Annotated in this window: 15 protein-coding genes; 14 read left to right on the forward strand and 1 reads right to left on the reverse strand. The window is 66.9% G+C overall.

Annotated elements, in window-relative coordinates:
• Positions 1-176 precede the first annotated feature (176 nt).
• Complete coding sequence (locus tag AOK23_RS14645; RefSeq protein ID WP_055713152.1) at positions 177-974, reverse strand: nucleotidyl cyclase domain-containing protein; 798 nt, start codon at positions 972-974, stop codon at positions 177-179.
• A gap of 527 nt (positions 975-1,501) precedes the next feature.
• Here AOK23_RS14645 and AOK23_RS14650 point away from each other — a divergent pair.
• The 14 genes from AOK23_RS14650 to AOK23_RS14715 all read left to right on the forward strand — a co-directional run bounded on the left by AOK23_RS14650 (position 1,502) and on the right by AOK23_RS14715 (position 16,739).
• The gene (locus AOK23_RS14650; protein ID WP_055713153.1) at positions 1,502-1,951 is read left to right on the forward strand and encodes a DUF6093 family protein; all 450 of its coding nucleotides are present in this window, start codon (positions 1,502-1,504) and stop codon (positions 1,949-1,951) included.
• The gene (locus AOK23_RS14655; RefSeq protein WP_055713154.1) at positions 1,948-2,370 is read left to right on the forward strand and encodes a DUF6093 family protein; all 423 of its coding nucleotides are present in this window, start codon (positions 1,948-1,950) and stop codon (positions 2,368-2,370) included. The genes AOK23_RS14650 and AOK23_RS14655 overlap by 4 nt, the downstream gene beginning before the upstream one ends.
• A 211-nt stretch (positions 2,371-2,581) precedes the next feature.
• Positions 2,582-2,848: a hypothetical protein gene (locus AOK23_RS14660; protein WP_055713155.1), complete on the forward strand. Its 267-nt coding sequence runs from the start codon at positions 2,582-2,584 to the stop codon at positions 2,846-2,848.
• A gap of 4 nt (positions 2,849-2,852) precedes the next feature.
• The gene (locus AOK23_RS14665) at positions 2,853-3,281 is read left to right on the forward strand and encodes an HK97 gp10 family phage protein (RefSeq protein WP_055713156.1); all 429 of its coding nucleotides are present in this window, start codon (positions 2,853-2,855) and stop codon (positions 3,279-3,281) included.
• A 73-nt stretch (positions 3,282-3,354) separates the two neighbouring features.
• Positions 3,355-3,789, forward strand: coding sequence for a hypothetical protein (locus AOK23_RS14670; protein ID WP_157878037.1), 435 nt, complete (start codon positions 3,355-3,357; stop codon positions 3,787-3,789).
• 132 nt (positions 3,790-3,921) lie between these two features.
• On the forward strand, positions 3,922-4,416 hold the full coding sequence (locus AOK23_RS14675) for a phage tail tube protein (RefSeq protein ID WP_055713158.1): 495 nt from the start codon (positions 3,922-3,924) through the stop codon (positions 4,414-4,416).
• Positions 4,417-4,433: 17 nt separating this feature from the next.
• Positions 4,434-5,015 carry a hypothetical protein gene (locus tag AOK23_RS14680; RefSeq protein WP_055713159.1) on the forward strand — a complete coding sequence of 194 codons (582 nt, stop codon included), beginning with the start codon at positions 4,434-4,436 and terminating at the stop codon, positions 5,013-5,015.
• Between the two features lie 26 nt (positions 5,016-5,041).
• On the forward strand, positions 5,042-5,347 hold the full coding sequence (locus AOK23_RS14685; protein ID WP_055713160.1) for a hypothetical protein: 306 nt from the start codon (positions 5,042-5,044) through the stop codon (positions 5,345-5,347).
• Between the two features lies 1 nt (position 5,348).
• A complete protein-coding gene (locus AOK23_RS14690; RefSeq protein ID WP_079049483.1) occupies positions 5,349-10,172 on the forward strand; it encodes a phage tail tape measure protein in 4,824 nt (1,607 codons plus the stop codon).
• On the forward strand, positions 10,172-11,071 hold the full coding sequence (locus AOK23_RS14695) for a phage distal tail protein (RefSeq protein WP_055713162.1): 900 nt from the start codon (positions 10,172-10,174) through the stop codon (positions 11,069-11,071). Before AOK23_RS14690 ends, AOK23_RS14695 begins: the two co-directional genes overlap by 1 nt.
• A gap of 15 nt (positions 11,072-11,086) precedes the next feature.
• Positions 11,087-12,016, forward strand: a complete 930-nt coding sequence (locus tag AOK23_RS14700; RefSeq protein ID WP_055713163.1) for a hypothetical protein — start codon at positions 11,087-11,089, stop codon at positions 12,014-12,016.
• A gap of 58 nt (positions 12,017-12,074) precedes the next feature.
• Positions 12,075-13,178, forward strand: a complete 1,104-nt coding sequence (locus tag AOK23_RS14705) for a hypothetical protein (protein ID WP_055713164.1) — start codon at positions 12,075-12,077, stop codon at positions 13,176-13,178.
• On the forward strand, positions 13,175-16,333 hold the full coding sequence (locus AOK23_RS14710; protein WP_055713165.1) for a hypothetical protein: 3,159 nt from the start codon (positions 13,175-13,177) through the stop codon (positions 16,331-16,333). Before AOK23_RS14705 ends, AOK23_RS14710 begins: the two co-directional genes overlap by 4 nt.
• A gap of 82 nt (positions 16,334-16,415) precedes the next feature.
• A complete protein-coding gene (locus tag AOK23_RS14715) occupies positions 16,416-16,739 on the forward strand; it encodes a hypothetical protein (protein ID WP_055713166.1) in 324 nt (107 codons plus the stop codon).
• Positions 16,740-16,747 lie beyond the last annotated feature (8 nt).

A 16,747-nucleotide genomic window follows, 5' to 3' on the forward strand; every position in this document is an offset into this window, starting at 1 on the left:
AGGAGTGCGGTGGGGCCGCCGGATGCCGGCCAGAGGCGGTCGAGGATGGCGGGACGGTGCAGGCTGGGGGCAACGGCAAGAGTGAATACAGCAAGGTTCAGCGCGGTGGGCAGGATCCACCCCACAAGCAACGCCCATCCGCCTCCGAGCACGCCTCTTGCGATGTCTCCCACGGTTTATGGCTCCGGCGTCTCTCGCGGCCAGTCGTCATCTGGGTCGTGCAATGGTCCAGGAGGAGTGTGCCCTACGGGGGTGGTGATCTCACCAGGCAAGTGAATGATAGAACCGGACACGTGGCTATCGAGCGTGGTGACCGAGTCGCCGTCCCGCTGGCCTCCGCGCGCCTCGTCCTGGCGGTCCCCTTGCATCTCTGGATCCAGTCCAGGCGGCGTGGGGTATCCGGGTACGGTGACCCAGCCCCGAAGCGTCTGGCCGTGTTTAGTGACGAACTCGGTCGGAACATACGCTGCTGGTTCGATGCCGGGATAGCCGCCTTGCACCACCGACCGGTAGATGTTGTCTGAAACCACCAGCACCAGGTGTGCCCGGCTCGCCTGGGTGAGCACTTGCCTGACTGGGGCGGCATCTACCAGTCGGGCCAGGTCATTGATGGCTGTGCCTGCCCAATACCCACTGTCCGACGCCACCAGCCCCTGGTTGAGTCCAACCCGCAGCCTCATGCGGTAGTTGTCGGCGTACTTCTCCTGGTGCGCCACCAGGGCATCCTCAAGGCCCCGCATCAGCTCCCACAGCAGCCTGGCAGGAGCGGTGTCTGATTCCGGGATCAGGATCAGGATGCCGTCCCCACGGTCCTTCACTCGGCACCGGTCGGGGTCGACCCGGGCGCGCGTGAGCGCGAACTCAACCACGTGGTACAGCTCTTCGTGGAGCCTCGCCTGGACGGTCCCGTGCCGCAGACTGAAGTTCTCGATGTCGAGCAGTACGATCCAGTGACTGAGCGGCCCCGGCGTCACGGTATGCCTCCCGTGCTTCTTGTGAGCTTCGGCTCTCCGTGGCCGCATTCCCATGGAGAGCCCCATCCGCACGCCTTAAGCGAGTTGACAACGCCCCACGCCTACGGCATCAGCGCCTCCAGAGCCCCTGGTGCTCAAGAAGAAGGGTGTGATGGCGCCACTGCCTGCCTCCCACCGTAGCGATCTGGATACCTCCGCGGGGAGAGAACTCAGCACTGCTAGGCGACCGGATGAATGGGTGGCTCCAGGCGGGCCAACTGATCGCTCGGTCCCTGGGTGTCACCCACTGACCACAGGAGGAGCCCGGGCTGGCAGCGCCGGGGCTGCAGGGAACGTTCCGCCGGGGGATCCCTCAAATCAAGATGATCAAGCGCCAGATATATGGCAGAGCCTCCTTTGCCTTGCTCGGAGCCCGCATCCTCTTCCAGTCGTGGCCATCACGGAAGCGCGGTCCCAACCAACTAGCGTGCTCAGTCACAGTCGTTGGGGGATCCGAGCTGTCGGCGAGCGGCACTACGCTCGAACGTATGAGCGTACCAATCGAAGGGCTGACCCTGGGGGCCGTCAGCGACCTGATCGAAGGCAAGATCCTCACCGACACAGTACGTATCAGCAGGGCTGGCGCGCCGGTCTTCAACCCCGACACGGGGCAGTACGAGCCCGGCCCGCCCGTCATCATTTACGAAGGGCACGGCGGGATCTTCCCTAACGGCGATCCGGGGATCGTGCTGCACCTCGAAGGGCAGGCGTACGTCGACGACTCCACGTCGAAGTACAAGCTGATCACGCCCTTGGACGCCCCGGTGGCCTCTCGCGGCGACGCTGTGAGCGTCATCTCGGGTGCCGATCCTGCAGCTGTGGGCCGTACGTGGCGTGTCCTCGACATCGGTCAGACCTCCACGCTGGCTGTAGTTCGTACGACGTTCCTGGACCAGAACACCCAGTCCAGCACCAGCACTTCCGGCAGCACCTCGTGAGCACGCCTATTGACACCGAGGCCGAGCGGCAGAATCTGGAGGCGACGCTGCTGGTGGACCGGGTGCGGATCAGCCGACCCACGGGAACGCCGCAGCTCGACCCCGCTACTGGTCTCCTGGGCCCGGTGCCGGCGGAAGTCGTCTACGAGGGGAAGGGGGCTGTCCTGTCTGGCCACGGTCAGGTGACCGCGCAGCACGTGCTCGGGCGGGAGTGGTTGGACGACACGGTCAGCTGGTACCGGCTCCTCACGCCAGTCTCAGCGCCCATGCCGGTGCGCTACGACCGGGTGGAAGTCGTGGCCGCCGCAGGTGAGCACGCAGCGACGGCGGATCGTGTGTGGCAGGTTCTCGATCCGTCGGAAGCATCCACGGTCGAGATCGTTCGGGTAACGCGCCTCGACGAGATCACCCCTCCATAGCGGCAGCCCAGCGGGACTGTCAGGGGACACCCGTAGGCTTATGTAGGTGCCAACACATCAGAGTTTAGGACTCATCTTGCCTGAGAGTGAGCCTCTGCCAGTCCGTATCGTCGGGCGTGGTCCTGCCGCCGTCATAGAGATCGGCGGCCATGACATCTCCCGGGACCTTGCCGCCTACTCACTCACCCAGCAGGCGGGTGAGGCGCCCCGAATGGTCATCGAGCTGTCCCCGAGAGCCACGGCAACCGGCGTGTTCGAGGGCCTGGCGCACGTTGTCATCGGCGATCGACCAGACCCTGGCCCCGCGGCGGCTGCCTTCCTGTCCGTCATCAGCCCCGCCGAACTGGAGAAGGCCGCGCTCGCCCGTCACGACCTCATGGATGGCCAACCGCATGAGCTGACACGCGCCATGCTCGCACTGTTGCGGGAATGGGCCCTCGGCCAGTGGGGCGGGGTCGAACCGGAGAAGGGGGAATGAACCGGTGTCCTCCTCACTGAACCCTCACCCCAACGCCCACCCGCTCGCGGGCGCCAACGCGTTCCAGATCGCGGCTCAGCTCGACGCCAGGGCCGCGCGCACCCTGCCCGAGGTCACAGCCACCGTCCAGCACTACGCGATGCTGCTGGAGACCCGGATCAAGGCCAAGGCCAGTGGCAGGCCGGGGCCTGACGCCCCCACGGGCGACTACCGGCGCTCCTGGACGCACGAGGTGTCCACGGACGGGCTCGTTGTCACAGCGGTCGTCGGCACGAACAAACCGCAGGCACGGCGCCTGGAATACGGCTTCGTTGGTGCCGACAGCCTGGGCCGCATCTACAACCAGCCGCCCTACCCGCACGTTGGGCCAGCAGTTGAGGAGATCCGGCCGCTGTTCATCGCCGCGCTCGGCGACGCCATTGGCGACTCGTGAGCCGTTAGGCCATCGCTGACCTGGACGCCGGCCCGACCAGCCGACGTATCGCCGCTGAAGAAGAGGAGGAGCCGTGCCCGTCTCCGGCAGAGAAGTGTCCCTCGCAGTGCAGAAGACGCTTGCCGCAGCAACCGGCCGAAGCTGCGGCTACGGGACCGCCCCGACAGCATCAAGCACGCCAACGGGTGCCACGGTCCCCTACAACGTGCTCTACTCACTGGGCATCACGACCAGCGGCCCGCCCCTCGGCGACGGGGACGCAGACGCACGTGTGCTACTCCAGGTCACCTCGGTCGGTTCGACTGCCGAACAGGTTGAGTGGATGGCCGACAAGGCCCGCGCCGCGCTCCTCACGCGATCAAGCGGGACTTACGCCCACGCCATCACCATTACCGGCTATGCCGTGATCGACCGCGAACTGGACAAGGAGGAAGGGATCTCTGTCAGCAGCGGCGTATACAGTTACGTGCAGCGGTACGTCCTCACCGTGACCCCTCTCGGGTCCTGACGCTCCAGCTCCTCACCGCGGAGGCCCCCTCGCGGACGCCCGGCCACCCGGTACGGGCCGATTCCCCCCTTCGTGGGGACCGGCCCGGAGTGTGCGCGCTCCGGAACACCAGTTCCCGGAGAGCGAGAATCAGTGTCACAGCAGCGGTTCACCCGTCGGGGCACCACGAAGTTCTACTTCCTCAAGGACATCGCCGCGAAGGACCAGATACCGACCCGTTCGGAGTTCGGCGGCACCAACGGAACCGACCTCTCCCCGGCGATCAGCGACATCGAAGGCTTCGCTGTCGAGAACACCCCGATCGACACCCCCGACCTGGCGACCGAGTTCACCGGCAACATCCCCGGCGAGGACAAGGCGGACAACTCCAGTCTCACGTTCTACGAGGACAAGGTCAGCAACGACCTGGAGGCGCTCCTGGCCAAGGGCACCGAGGGCCACGTGGCGATACTCCGCAAGGGAGACATCCCGGGGTCGAAGTCCATGGACATCTTCCCCGTGCGAGTGGGTTCCCGGTCGAGCACCTACACCACGGCTGCCGAACCAGCGAAGTTCAAGGTCAGCTTCAACGTGACCGACAAGCCCATCCAGGACGCGGCAGTCCCGGCTGCGGCGACGAGCGCCTGATCGGCCGGGGGTGCCGTATGACCACGACGTTTGCTGAGCCGCCCGCCGAGGCCGTTGCCCGCGATCCGCACTGGGCCGCCAAAATGGCCAGACTGCGGGCCCGCCGCCTCCCCGAACGCACCGTTTCCATCCTCGACGACCAGGACCTGAAGCAGCGAGTGACCGATGCGGCACTCGACCTCGCCAAGGCCCGCACCAGCGCACTCGGCCGAGCCTCCGCGATGGAGGTGCCGGCCGACCAGCGGGAGACTTGGGCAGAGGCTCAGCCGGACGTGCTGGCCGCCCAGTCCGCCCTGGACGAGGCGCGGCGGGCGCTGGAGGCCGGAACCCTCAAGCTGACTTTCCGGGCCCTGCCGCGCCCCGCTTGGGAGCAACTGCTGCGGGAGCACGCCCCCACCGAGGAGCAGGCTGACCTTGGTCACGAGTACAACGTCGAGGCGTTCCCGGCTGCGCTCATCGCATCCTCCTCCGTGGACGGCATGAGCGAGGCAGACGCGCAGGAGCTCCTTGACAACTGGAGCGACGCGGACGCCAAGGCCTTGTTCACGGCCGCGCTGCTGGTCAACCAGACCATGAGAGCCGACCTGGGAAAAGGCTGATCGCCGACGCCCAGTTCAGGGCGGAGATGGAGCTGTGCCACGCCTACAGGATCCCGCACTCGCAGTTCACGGGTGCGGGAGACGGCAGGTGGACGGCTCTGGACCGGGCGAAGGCGATCGCCTACCTGGCGTACCGGCGCAGCGTGTGCGAGACCTGCGGGACACGGGCGGCGGAGTGGGACGAGAACCAGGGCGGCGACCGCTTCGCGTACGTGGCCGAGCCCTACCGCTGCGTGGGCTGCGAGGTCATCGAGATGGAGCGCGAACACATTCCTGATGGACCCGAGGGGCGGGGGCTCAAGATCGGGCTGAGACCCAGAGAGGCATCCTGACGTGGCCGGTGCCTACAACCTGTACGTGAACCTGCTCGCGTCGACCGGTGGGCTGTCCACCGGACTTCGACAGGGAGCGGCCCAGCTGCGTGCGTTCGACGGACAGCTGGACGGAACCGCCACGCGGCTGAACCAGGTGCGTGTAGCCAGCGACAACCTGGCTCGTGCTCAGGCCGCCGCATCGGCGCAGATGGTGCGCTCCCAAGCCCAAGTGGCCCAAGCCCTCCAGCGGACCACCGCAGCACAGGAGCGCGCCCGGCGCGCCCAAGCGGTGGCAGCGACGACGGCTCGCCGTGCGGCGGCCGACCAGGCCGCGGTGACGGCCGCCGCAGAGCGCGCAGCGCGCGCCCAGGGGCTGGCGCAGACGATGACCGCCCGCGCCCAGGCCACGGTCGGCGCCGGAGCGGCGGCTGCCGCTCGCACAGCCGCAGCAGCCCAGACAGCCGCTGCTCGCGCCACTCAGGAACACGCGAACGCTCAGCGGCGGGCGACGGCCGCGCAGACTACGGCTACGCGTGCCGCGACTCTCGCCGCGTCGGCCGAGGCGCGCGCGACCTCAGCGGTGCGAATGCGTGACGAGGCACAGGCCGTCGCAGCCCGCAGTGCGCAACGGCAGGCGCAGCAAGTCGCGCGGGCGGAAGCCCAGTTGGCGGCAGCACGCAACGCCCAAGCCGCGCGAGCTGCTCAGAACGGACTGCTGATCGGGGCGGCGCTCGGCGTCGGCGTGGCACAGGCCATCGCACTGGAGCGGGCGATGGCCAACGTACTGACGATCTCCCGGCAGATCACGTCCGAGAACGTCGGTGCCTTCACCGACCAGATCGTCGAGCTGTCGACCCGTCTGCCGCAGACCGCCGAACAGCTCGCCGAGGGCCTCTACCAGGTGGTCTCGTCCGGGTTCGACGGCGCGGACGCCATGAAGATCCTGGAAGTCGCGGCCCAGGGCGCCGCAGCGGGCCTGACCACGTCGGAGACGTCCGCACGAGCCCTGCTCGGCGTCCTCAACGCGTACGGGATGACCGCGGCCGACGCCAGCGAAGTCATGGACGTGATGTTCCAGACCGTCAACTACGGCGTCATCTCCTTCGAAGAGCTCGCGCAGCAGCTCGGCGACGTCGTACCTATGGCCGCGGCGGCCGGCGTGGAGTTCGACGACATGAGCGCCGCGCTCGCCGCGATCACCCTGACTGGCATCCCTGCGGCCGAGGCCGTGACCGCCCTGAACATGCTGCTCACCAGGGTCATGAAACCGACCCAGGACCTCAAGCAGGCCGTCAAGGACCTCGGCTACGAATCGGCTGCTTCCGCTGTTGAACAAGACGGCCTGTACGTGGTCGTGAACAAGCTGAACGGGGCAGCCGGCAATACCGCTGAGGGCATCGCGAACATGTGGAAGGACATCCGCGCCACGCGTGCCGCGCTCTCCCTGGCCTCTGCCGGAGGACAGAACTACGCCAACACCTACGCGGGCATCGCGAACGAAGTGGCGCGCGCCGAGGCCACGCAGAAGGCGTACGCCCTTCAGACCGACACCGTCACCGGCCAGTGGCAGCTGGCCGCCAACCAGGCTCGCGCCCTCGCCATCGACCTCGGCCGAGCCCTGCTCCCGGTGCTGATGACGCTCGGGACCGCTGTCCGCACCTTTGTCGGCAGGATCGAGGACCTGCCTGGGCCGATGAAGTCTGCCCTCGCGGTTGTCGCTGCGTCCGCCGCAGCACTGTTGTTGCTCCGTGGCGCCTATACGAAGGTGACCGCGCAGATCGCCGCGTTCCGCACTGCTCAGGCTGCGGCTCAAGCGGGGGGCGCTGTGATGCCCGCGGTTCTGGCTGGAAGCAGCCTCGCTGCCACCGGTCTTGCTGCCGTCCTCACTCTGGGCATCGCTGGCTATGCCGCGTATACCGCATCGAAGCAGAAGGCGAAGGATGCCACCAATGAGTTGGTCCAGGCGTTGCAGCAGGAGCGCGAGGAGGCGACGACGGGTGCCAGCATCAACAAGCTGTACGAGCAGCTCACCTCTGACGACGCACTTGAGGACCTTGAGAAGGTGGGCATCGGCACCACCGAGGCGATCGACGCCATCACCTCCGGGGGTGCGAAACTCGCCGCCCTTCAGTCCCGACTCCAACAAGACTCTGTCGAGTACGCCCAGAAGGCCAGGGCGGGCAAGGTATCTGGCGACTACGAGAGCATCACTCAGTTCTCCGATGCGAAGAAGACCCTCGAAGAGCGCCACAAGATGTGGTCCGACGCGGTCAAGAAGGAAGCTGAGATCGCCGAGCAGAAGGCGATAGTCGAGGCCAAGATCAGACAGCAGGCCAAGACCAGCGGCGGCATCTTCGACCTGTTCTCCCTCGCGGACATTGACCGCACCGGCGCACCGGAGATCACAGACGAGATGAAGGCCCTCGCCGAGGCCGTTGGCGATGCCGTTGATCCATCCCGTGCGTTCAAGGACGCGCAGACTGCCGCAGCCGAGGCAATGCGCAAGGCGGGCAAGGACGCGGACACCGCGAAGGTGAAGCTGTCGGACTACACGAAGGAGCTGCGGCAACAGCTCCAGGCCCAACGCGACTTCCAGGGCAACCTGTCGGAGCTGGCCGTGTTCGGCTACGACGACCTCGCCGACCACTTCGCCGAACTCGGCGTGGACGCTGCCCCTATGCTCGACGAACTTGTCGGGCAGCTGAAGAAGGGCAAGACGAAGGTCGCCGACGAACTGCGCGACATCGTCACCGAGGACGCCGAGCGGTCAACAGAGGCATACCGGCTCGGTCTGCAGAAGACCGCGGAGATCACCGAGAAGTACGGCAAGGAGATCGGCCGCGCTTGGGCCAAGGCATCGGAGCGGAACGACCCCGCTGCGTTCCAGAAGGTCACCGAGCAGATGGCCATGATCGATCTGCGCAAGGCCGTCAAGAAGTCCGTCGGCGACGCCCGAGGCGAGTTCGACCGAGGCATGGACCTCCTCGCAGAGGTCGCCAAGCGGAAGGGGCAGGACGCCGCTGGCGCGTTCCAGGACGCCCTCCTGTCGGGTGACACCGAGCGTGCCATGGACACCCTGAAGAGCATCTGGGGAGCGGACGTACCGATCGGCGCTCCGGACCTGTCGAAGGTGGTGGCCGCGTTTTCCAAAGCCGGGAAGGACGCGAACGCCGAATGGTCCGGAGCTCTCGACCTCATCCGGCAGGTCGCTGCCACCAAGGGCACCGAGGCCGCTGCCGCGCTGACATCCGCTCTGTTGTCTGGCGACATGGCTGCGGTACAGGCACAGCTCGACGCCATCGGTCTGTCGGTCCAGAACATCCCGGGCACCAAGGCGGTCACCGTCAACGTGACCGCGAATCAACCGCCGCCCGTCGTAGTCCCTCTGTTGATCAAGCGGCATGCCACGTCTTGGGACCGCGACGCCAACGGCGTTCCGGACTCTATCCAGGCGCCGAGCCAACAGGCCAACGGCTCCATCCTGGAGTTCTATGCCGGCGGAGGCCTTCGCGAGAACCACGTCGCGCAGATCGCCAGGCAAGGAACGTGGCGAGTGTGGGCCGAAGAGGCGGCAGGGTCCGAGGCGTACATACCTCTCGCCCACAACAAGCGCCGTCGATCACGCGCGATCACTGAGGAGGTCGTACGGCGCCTCGGCGGCAAGGGCGTCGAGTGGTACGCCGACGGGGGCCTGACCGGCTTCTCCTACAGCCCTTCCGGCTCCACAGAACTGGCCTCCATCTCGTCGATCCGCTCGGACTCCATGCGCACCGTGAAGAAGGGCAAGAAGGAGACCGAGGTCTTCGACCTGAAGCTGTTCGAGAAGAACCTCGACAAGGCGGTGAAGCGAGCCCAGCGGTGGCGCAAGGACCTTGCCACCGTCGCACGGCGCGCCGGACAGGACGTCGCCGACGCCTTGGAGGCCATGGGCGAGGACGGCGTCGAGCTGACCCACAAGATGGCCACCGGCAGCTCCAAATACGTGAAGGAGATGACCAAGGACCTGGAGAAGCTGGGCGTTGTCGTACGAGCCACCCTGTCCGACTATACTGCCCAGCTCAAGCAGGCCGTCAAGGACCAGGCTGCCTTCGAGAAGAACCTGTCCCAGCTCGCGGCCATGGGCTACGGCGACCTGGCGAAGATGCTCGCCGAACAGGGCGACGAGGACGCGGAAGACATCGCCGCAGAAGCCGCCAAGTCCCCGAGCAAGGCCAAGAAGGCCAACACCCAGGCCAAGGCCGCCTCCAAGGCTGTCCCTGACGAGGACCTGCCCGACCTCGTGGCGATCATCTCCGCCATCATCTCCAGCAAGACCGGCATCCACGACGTCGCGGAGAAGACGCAGCTGGACGAGGACCGCATCATCGAGGTCGCCACCCTCGGCCGGACTCGCATCAAGGACGCGCTGGGGAAGAAGGCCACGCGCTTCCTGTCCGACCTGGACAAGGCCAACAAGCAACTCGCGTACGAGGACGGCGGCCTCCGTACCGGCCTGTACGCCACCAGCAACGGGGTCATCCGCTTCGCCGAGCCGTCCACCGGGGGAGAGGCGTACGTGCCGCTCGGCGTGAACAAGCGGCGATCGGCGACTGCCGTCCTGGCGGACGTGGCGAACAGGTTCGGCTACCAGCTCACCCCCGCGGGCGACAGCGGCCTCGTACGACTCGTCGATGCCCGGCCCGCCCCGGTCCAAACCGTCGTCGTCCGAGAAGAGCGGCCCGCCGCGCTCGTCGGGTCCATGCGCGTGACCGTCAACGGCGGCGCCGACGCCAAAGCGGCCGACCGTGTCGGCACAGAGATCATGCGGCGTCTTCGGAACGCCCAGCGAGGAGGCCGTCTCTGATGGCGACGATCACCCAAGAGTGGCAAGTCGACTACGGCGGTGTCCTCCTGGGCCCCGGAACGCGATACCCCGTCGGCGACATCACGGGCTTCGGAACGCCCAAAGTCCGCTCCCAGGACGTTGAGTTGCCGACCGAGGACGGTGCGTTCCCCGGTGTGGACTACTACGGCACGCAGACGGTGACCATCGAGGCCGGCATCCGGACACCCGGCGATCCGGCCGCCGCTGCCGATGCCCTGGCTGAGCTGAAGCGTGCTGCGTCGGACCCCGCGACGCGCAAGACCGCTGGGGCTTTGCAGACGCTTCGTGTGTTCTGGCCGGGCCGTGACGGGCCCAAGCGCGTGCTGGGAAGGGTTCGCGATGTTGAGCCGGTGTCCATGGCGCAGGCCGTCTTCGGCTGGATTCCGTTGAACCTGGTGTTCGAAGTCACCGACCCGGTATGGCAGGGAGAGCCCGAGCAGCAGGTCACCCTTCCCCTCGCACGCGGCGACGACGACGGAGGGTTCACCGCTCCGGTGACGGCGCCGATCACGACCGGAGTATCCAATCCTGCGGAGCGTCCCGGGTGGGCGACCAATGCGGGCGACTTGCCTGCTTGGCCCTCCCTGAAGATCAAGGGCCCGGTCGTGAACCCCCGCATCTGGATCACGGAGACAGGCCGCGTCCTCGACCTCGCGCTGACGCTCGGCGAGAGCGACACCCTCCAGATCGACACGCGCCCCGGAACACGCTGGGTCCTGCGCAATGGCGGCAACGTCGCAACAGCCCTGTCCGCTGCATCCCGCCTGGACCTGTTCCAGATCCCGCCCGGAACCAGCGAAGTCCGGTGGACCGGCGCGGACTACACCAACTCCACCCGCCTCACGGTGGCTTGGCGCGACGCCTACACCGCCCTTTAAGGAGAGCACCCTGAGATGGCACTGATCCAGCCACCCATGCTGACCCACGGCGGCACTCATCCCGCCCGGGCCTTCCGGATGATGGTCCGCGACCTGGCGCGTGGGAACCAGGGCGTGACCGAAGGGAACGATCTGAAGGTCAGAGAGTTGTCCACGCCCGGTGCCGGCGTCCGTGTCGGCGACGGCTCCGCCGTGGTGCGAGGAGCAGCCTGGGGACAGGGCGCCTACACCCAGTACAACGTGGGCGACGCCGTGGTGCCGATCGCGCCCACCGGCTCCGCTGGCCGATCGGACCTGATCTGCCTGCGCGTCGAGGATCCGGAGTACGAAGGCAACCGGGACCCGGCTGCGGATGACATCGGCTACTTCCACATCGTGTCGGGCGTCTCCGGCTCGACGAAGACGGTCCCTTCCGGCATGACGGCGATCCCGCTGGCCAGGCTCGACCTCCCGGCGAACACGGCCACGATAACCAGCGCCATGGTCACGGACCTGCGGCAGATCGCTAACCCGCGGCGTGACCGGAAGCTCTACACGGCATACCCGGCCGCGTTCAGTGAGCTGAAGTACCAGGACAACAAGTGGCACAACTGGCCGACCGCGGCAAGCTGGTCGGTCCCGATTCCGGCCTGGGCTGTCTCAGGCAAGGTCGTGGTGACCATCGCCGGGCTGCGGATGTCCAGGGCCAACGTGTTCGCCTCCATGCAGACCAAGCTCGGCTCCGACCTGGGCGAGAACACGGTCATCGACGACAACCACGGCTCGGTCGTCCGACGTCAGACCGTTGTCATCGCCGACAACATCACGATCAGCGCAGCACAGCGCGGCACCACTCAGAAACTGTCGCTGCAGACCTACATGTCCAAGATCGAGACCGGCGACCTGTCGGTCGACGGTTCGACCTCGATCATCGCTGACGTCGAGTTCACCGAAGGCGTTCTCTGACACGACGCGCACCACCACAAAGCCCATCACGGCGCGGGGGAGAGTTAGGAAGCGCCCGATGGCGTCGCCGTCGTACCGCTATCTCACCACTGACGCACTTACCAACAAGGTCCTCGCCTGGGATCTCCCCCTTACCGGCGTCGAGTTCGGCCCCGCACTCTCCGCGACCGGCAGCCTCACCGGAGCCGTCGAACCCCGCCTCGCCCACCTGGTCCGCTCCCAGCTCGACCCCGGCAACACCAAGATCTACGCCGAGCGCGACGGACGACTGCTGTGGGGCGGTCTCATCTGGAGAGCCGACCCCGAAGGCCAGCAGCTGAACATCGAGGCCTCTGGCTGGGGCTCCTACCCCTACCGGCGCTATGACCTCCATGGCCAGCTCAACGGCCGAGGACCATACACCTACGCCGACCCCTGCAAGGTCATCCGCGACGTGTGGGCGTACTGCCAGGAACAGCCGGACGGTCAGCTCGGCATCCAGGCCGACGACACCACCTCCAAGGCCACCATCGGCACGCCGGAGGACCCCTACCGAATCGACTGGTGGGACACCCCCTCCCTCGGCGCCGTCATCGAGGACATGGTCGCCGTCGAAGGCGGCCCCGAGTGGACCGAGGAAGTCACCTGGAAGAACGGAACACCGCAGGGCCGCGTACGTATCGGCTGGCCCCGGCTCGGCCGCCGCCGCACGGACATCCACTTCGAGTCCGGCGTCAACATCATCAAGGCCGTCCCAGTCGAGTACGACGCCGACAACCTCGCCCAGGTCGTCATTGCCCTCGGCGCTGGTGAAGGCCGCAACCGGCGCCGCGCCGTGGACGCCGTGCGCGACGGACGGCTGCGACTGGAGCACCTCCTCGAGGTACCGGCGGAGAAGGCCAATGACCGGTTGGCCGCCCGCGCCCGCAAGGAACGCATCTCCCGCCAGGTCATCGGCGAGGTTACCGAGATCACCATCCGGGACCACCCCTCCGCCCGCTTCGGCGCCTGGCAGATCGGCGACGACGTGCGGGCACGGGTCCACGACCAGTGGACCGACTTCGACGCCTGGTGTCGGATCGTCGGCTGGCAGATCCGGCCAGCCTCTGGCGAGGACCCTGAGCAGGCCGTCATCCAGCTGCAGAGAGCGGACCGCTTCACCTACGGGGGAGGCACCGCGTGAGCAGCGAAATCGCCCGCTTGGCCGCCCGCGTCGCCGCTCTAGAGCGGCAGCTTGCCCGCACCACCCGCACTGCGCGCATGGCGTACTCGTCGATCGAGGACGGTGCGATCGAGGTCTACGACCAGGACGGCAACCTGCGCGGCAGCATCGGCATGCAGGACGACGGCAGCGTCGGCTTGATCGCTCATAACGGCCCACCGCCTCCCACGCCCACAGCGCCGACGGTCGAGGCAGCCCTGTCCGGGTTCACCATCACCTGGCCAGGAACCTGGACGGACGCGGAGACCGCACCTCTGGACCTGGCCGAAGTCCAGATCCACATTGCAGCGACCGCAGACGCCGAGCCGGACACGAGTCGCCCAGTGGCCGCCTTCTACATGGCGGTCGGCGGCACCGTCACCATCGCCACCGACACCTACGACACGGTGTGGGTGCGCCTGATCGCGGTCAACACTTCTGGCACGGCCGGAGAACCCTCGAACGCCGTACAGGGCCAGGCCCGCAAGGCAGTACCGGACGATCTCGGCAACGCGATCATCGACGAGACCAAGCTCGCGCGAGGCGCGGTGACTGACGCCGCGCTCGCGCTGGGGGCCGTCAACTCAACTGCTCTCGCTGACGGCGCGGTGCTCGCCGAAAAACTCGCCGCCAATTCCGTCACGCTGGGGAAGCTCGCCAACGGCGCGGTCACCCTTGGCGCGTTGGGTGGCGCACTGGCGGACACCACCAGTCAGCGCCTCGTCGACGGGATGGGCGAGGCCGCGGCCTGGCAGACCACTGACCAGAGCACCGGAGCAGCCTGGACGCATCTCTCTGGCGTCCCAGACGCACCCACCGGCCAGACCGTCGGCCAAGCCCGCGGGTTCATCCGGCTGCGCGGCACGACTCTCGTGCCGTACGAACCCGGTGTCCTGTACCGGATCAGCGCCCGCATTCGCGCCACCGCCCAACCTGCCTCCGGCCCTGACTCGGTGTACGTCGGCGTGCTCGGCATCGGCGCGGACAAGACCACCCTCGTCAACCGCACTGGCGCCGACTCCTCCAACAGCCACTACTACGTGGGGGCCTCCGCACGTTCGCTTCCAACGGCGGACGGCTGGGTGACGATCGTCGGCTACCTCAAGGATCGGGCGGCGTCCGGCGCCAGCGGATCAGCCGGCCCCAACAACGACCCCCGCTCACCTGGAAACGTCCACGAAGCCGTCCGCTACATCACGCCCTACCTGTGGCTGAACTACAGCTCGATGAATGTCTCCGGCTCGGCGGCCGTGATGCAGGTCGACGCCGTCGCCATCGAGGCGCTCAAGACCGGTGTAGTCGATGCCACCAACCTGGTGAGCGGCTCAGTCACCGCCGCTGCTCTCGCCGCTGATTCAGTGATCGCTGGAAAGGTCGCGGCCGACGCCATCACAGGCCGCGAGATAGCGGCGAACTCGGTTACGGTCTCCGAAATTGCGGCCGCATCGATCTCCACAGACAAGCTGGTCGTCGCAGGTGGCACAAACACGTTGAGCGACCCGTCGTTCGAAGGCGCTTACACCGCGGCGATCGCCCAGAACGAATGGTCTGTCGTCTACGGCGGCAACGGCTCCGCGAAAGCCCTCCGGGTCGACGCGACCGCCGCTACTGCCACCACGTGGTCCCTCGCTCTCACCACCCTGCCGATCTTGAGCGGAGAGCAGCTCTACCTCGCTATCGACGTCAACGCGTCCGCTGACTGGGCTGGAGCGGCGCTCAAGTTCTACGCCCGGTGGTTGGACGGCACGGGTGCCACAGTCGGCTTCGGCGTCGCGCAGGTCGACGTTCCAACCCGCGGTTCATGGCAGCGACTTGCCGCGACGGTCACTGCGCCGGCGAACACCACCGCGGCCACCGTCTGGGTGGAGTCGTACCAGTCGACAGCTGGCACAGTGCTGTGGGACAACGCGGTCGTTCGCCCGGTCGTACCGGGAGTACAGATCGCCGACGGTGCGATCAGCACGCCCAAGCTCCTCGCCGGAGCGGTGACAGCAGAAAAGATCACGGCCTTGGCTGTCACGGCCGAGAAGATCGCGGCCCTTGCCGTCACCACCGACAAGCTGAACGCGCTGGCCGTGACCGCAGACAAGATCGCGGTCAACGCTGTCACTGCAACGAAGATCGCCGCAGGGGCGATCGAGGCCACCCACATCAAGGCTGGGGCGATCACAGCGGACAAGCTCGATGCCGACGCAATCAACGGCAAGAGGATCAGCGGCGCTGTCATCACCGGCAGTACCCTGCAAACCGCAGCAAGCGGGCAGCGCGTTGTCATCAGTCCGGGAAACACCAACCCGGAGACCGGATCCATCGAGTTCTATTCGGGCAGCGCGAATGAAGCAGCTCCGGCTGAGCTCAACACGGCCATTGCCTACGGCTCAGAAGGCTCCGTTTCGTACGAAATGGCCAGCGTCTCCCTCAGTGCCCCCAGGGTGAGCGGCACCAGCCAGGAGACGGGACTGTTCCTGCAAGGGCTCGTGCCGGGCTATTCGGGGTCCGTCTTCAACCTCTACGCCAACGAGCTGAGGGGCAACGGAGTTGCGTACATCAATGGCTACGGAGCCGACACGTCCGCTGTCGGGTCATCCATCGAGCTGTATGTCCGCGACGCACCACCGGACTCGGCCCGGTCCTCCGCCAGGCTCACATCCAGCGGATTCGCCGTCGACCGCGATCTCAGCGTCTACGGAAGGGCGCAGGGCCGAGGGTTTGTCACCCAGCGGACCCTGAGCACGAACGTCACCTTCTCCAGCACGGAGACGGCCGTCATCACTACCAGCAGCATCACATTCAAGGCCGGCCGCGCATACCGGGTATCCATTTGGGCTTTGCACAGTGCTGCGAGTGCCAGCTATGCGTTGTACCGGATCCGGAAGAACGCCGTGTCGGGAACGATCTACAAGGACCAGATACGGGTCAACAATCTGCAAGGATCCTCAGCGAATGCCGCTATTTCCATCCAAACCATCCTGACCAACACCACCAGTAGCGATATAACAGCCGCTCTGTGCTGGACGGGAGTTCAGGGAGGAGTCGCGCAGACGTGGACGGTTGCCGCCAGCAGCAGCAACACGGCCTACCTGCTGGTGGAGGACTGCGGCTCAGCCGACGACTACACCGGCCAGGCCATTACCTGACCGGCCCGAGCACGGCGATCCGGGTGTGCCCCGCGTCTCATAGACTGATCTCCAGCGGCGCGGGGCTGCCGAAGGGAGCACCGTGTCCGAGCCGCAAGGGCAGGACCCCACGCCGTGGGAACTGCTGCGGGCAATGCAGCAGATGCGCGACGACTTGCGCTCTGACTTCGCTGCCCTCGGTGCGCGGCTCGCCGAGATGGTGACGAAGATCCAGTACGAGGCCGATCGCAGGACAGATGAGCTGCGGATCAAGGCCGTTGAGGATGACATCGCTCAGATTCAGCGCGAGCGGGAAGCCGAGCGCCAAGACGCCCGCGGGGTACGACGGTTGGCACTGACCGCTCTGATCGCCCCTGTCGTGGTGGGGCTGATCGTCGCGGCCGTGACCGGCAAGCTCGGACTGTAGGCTCAGCA

This window comes from Streptomyces torulosus, assembly GCF_001419765.1.
Classification (GTDB): domain Bacteria; phylum Actinomycetota; class Actinomycetes; order Streptomycetales; family Streptomycetaceae; genus Streptomyces; species Streptomyces torulosus.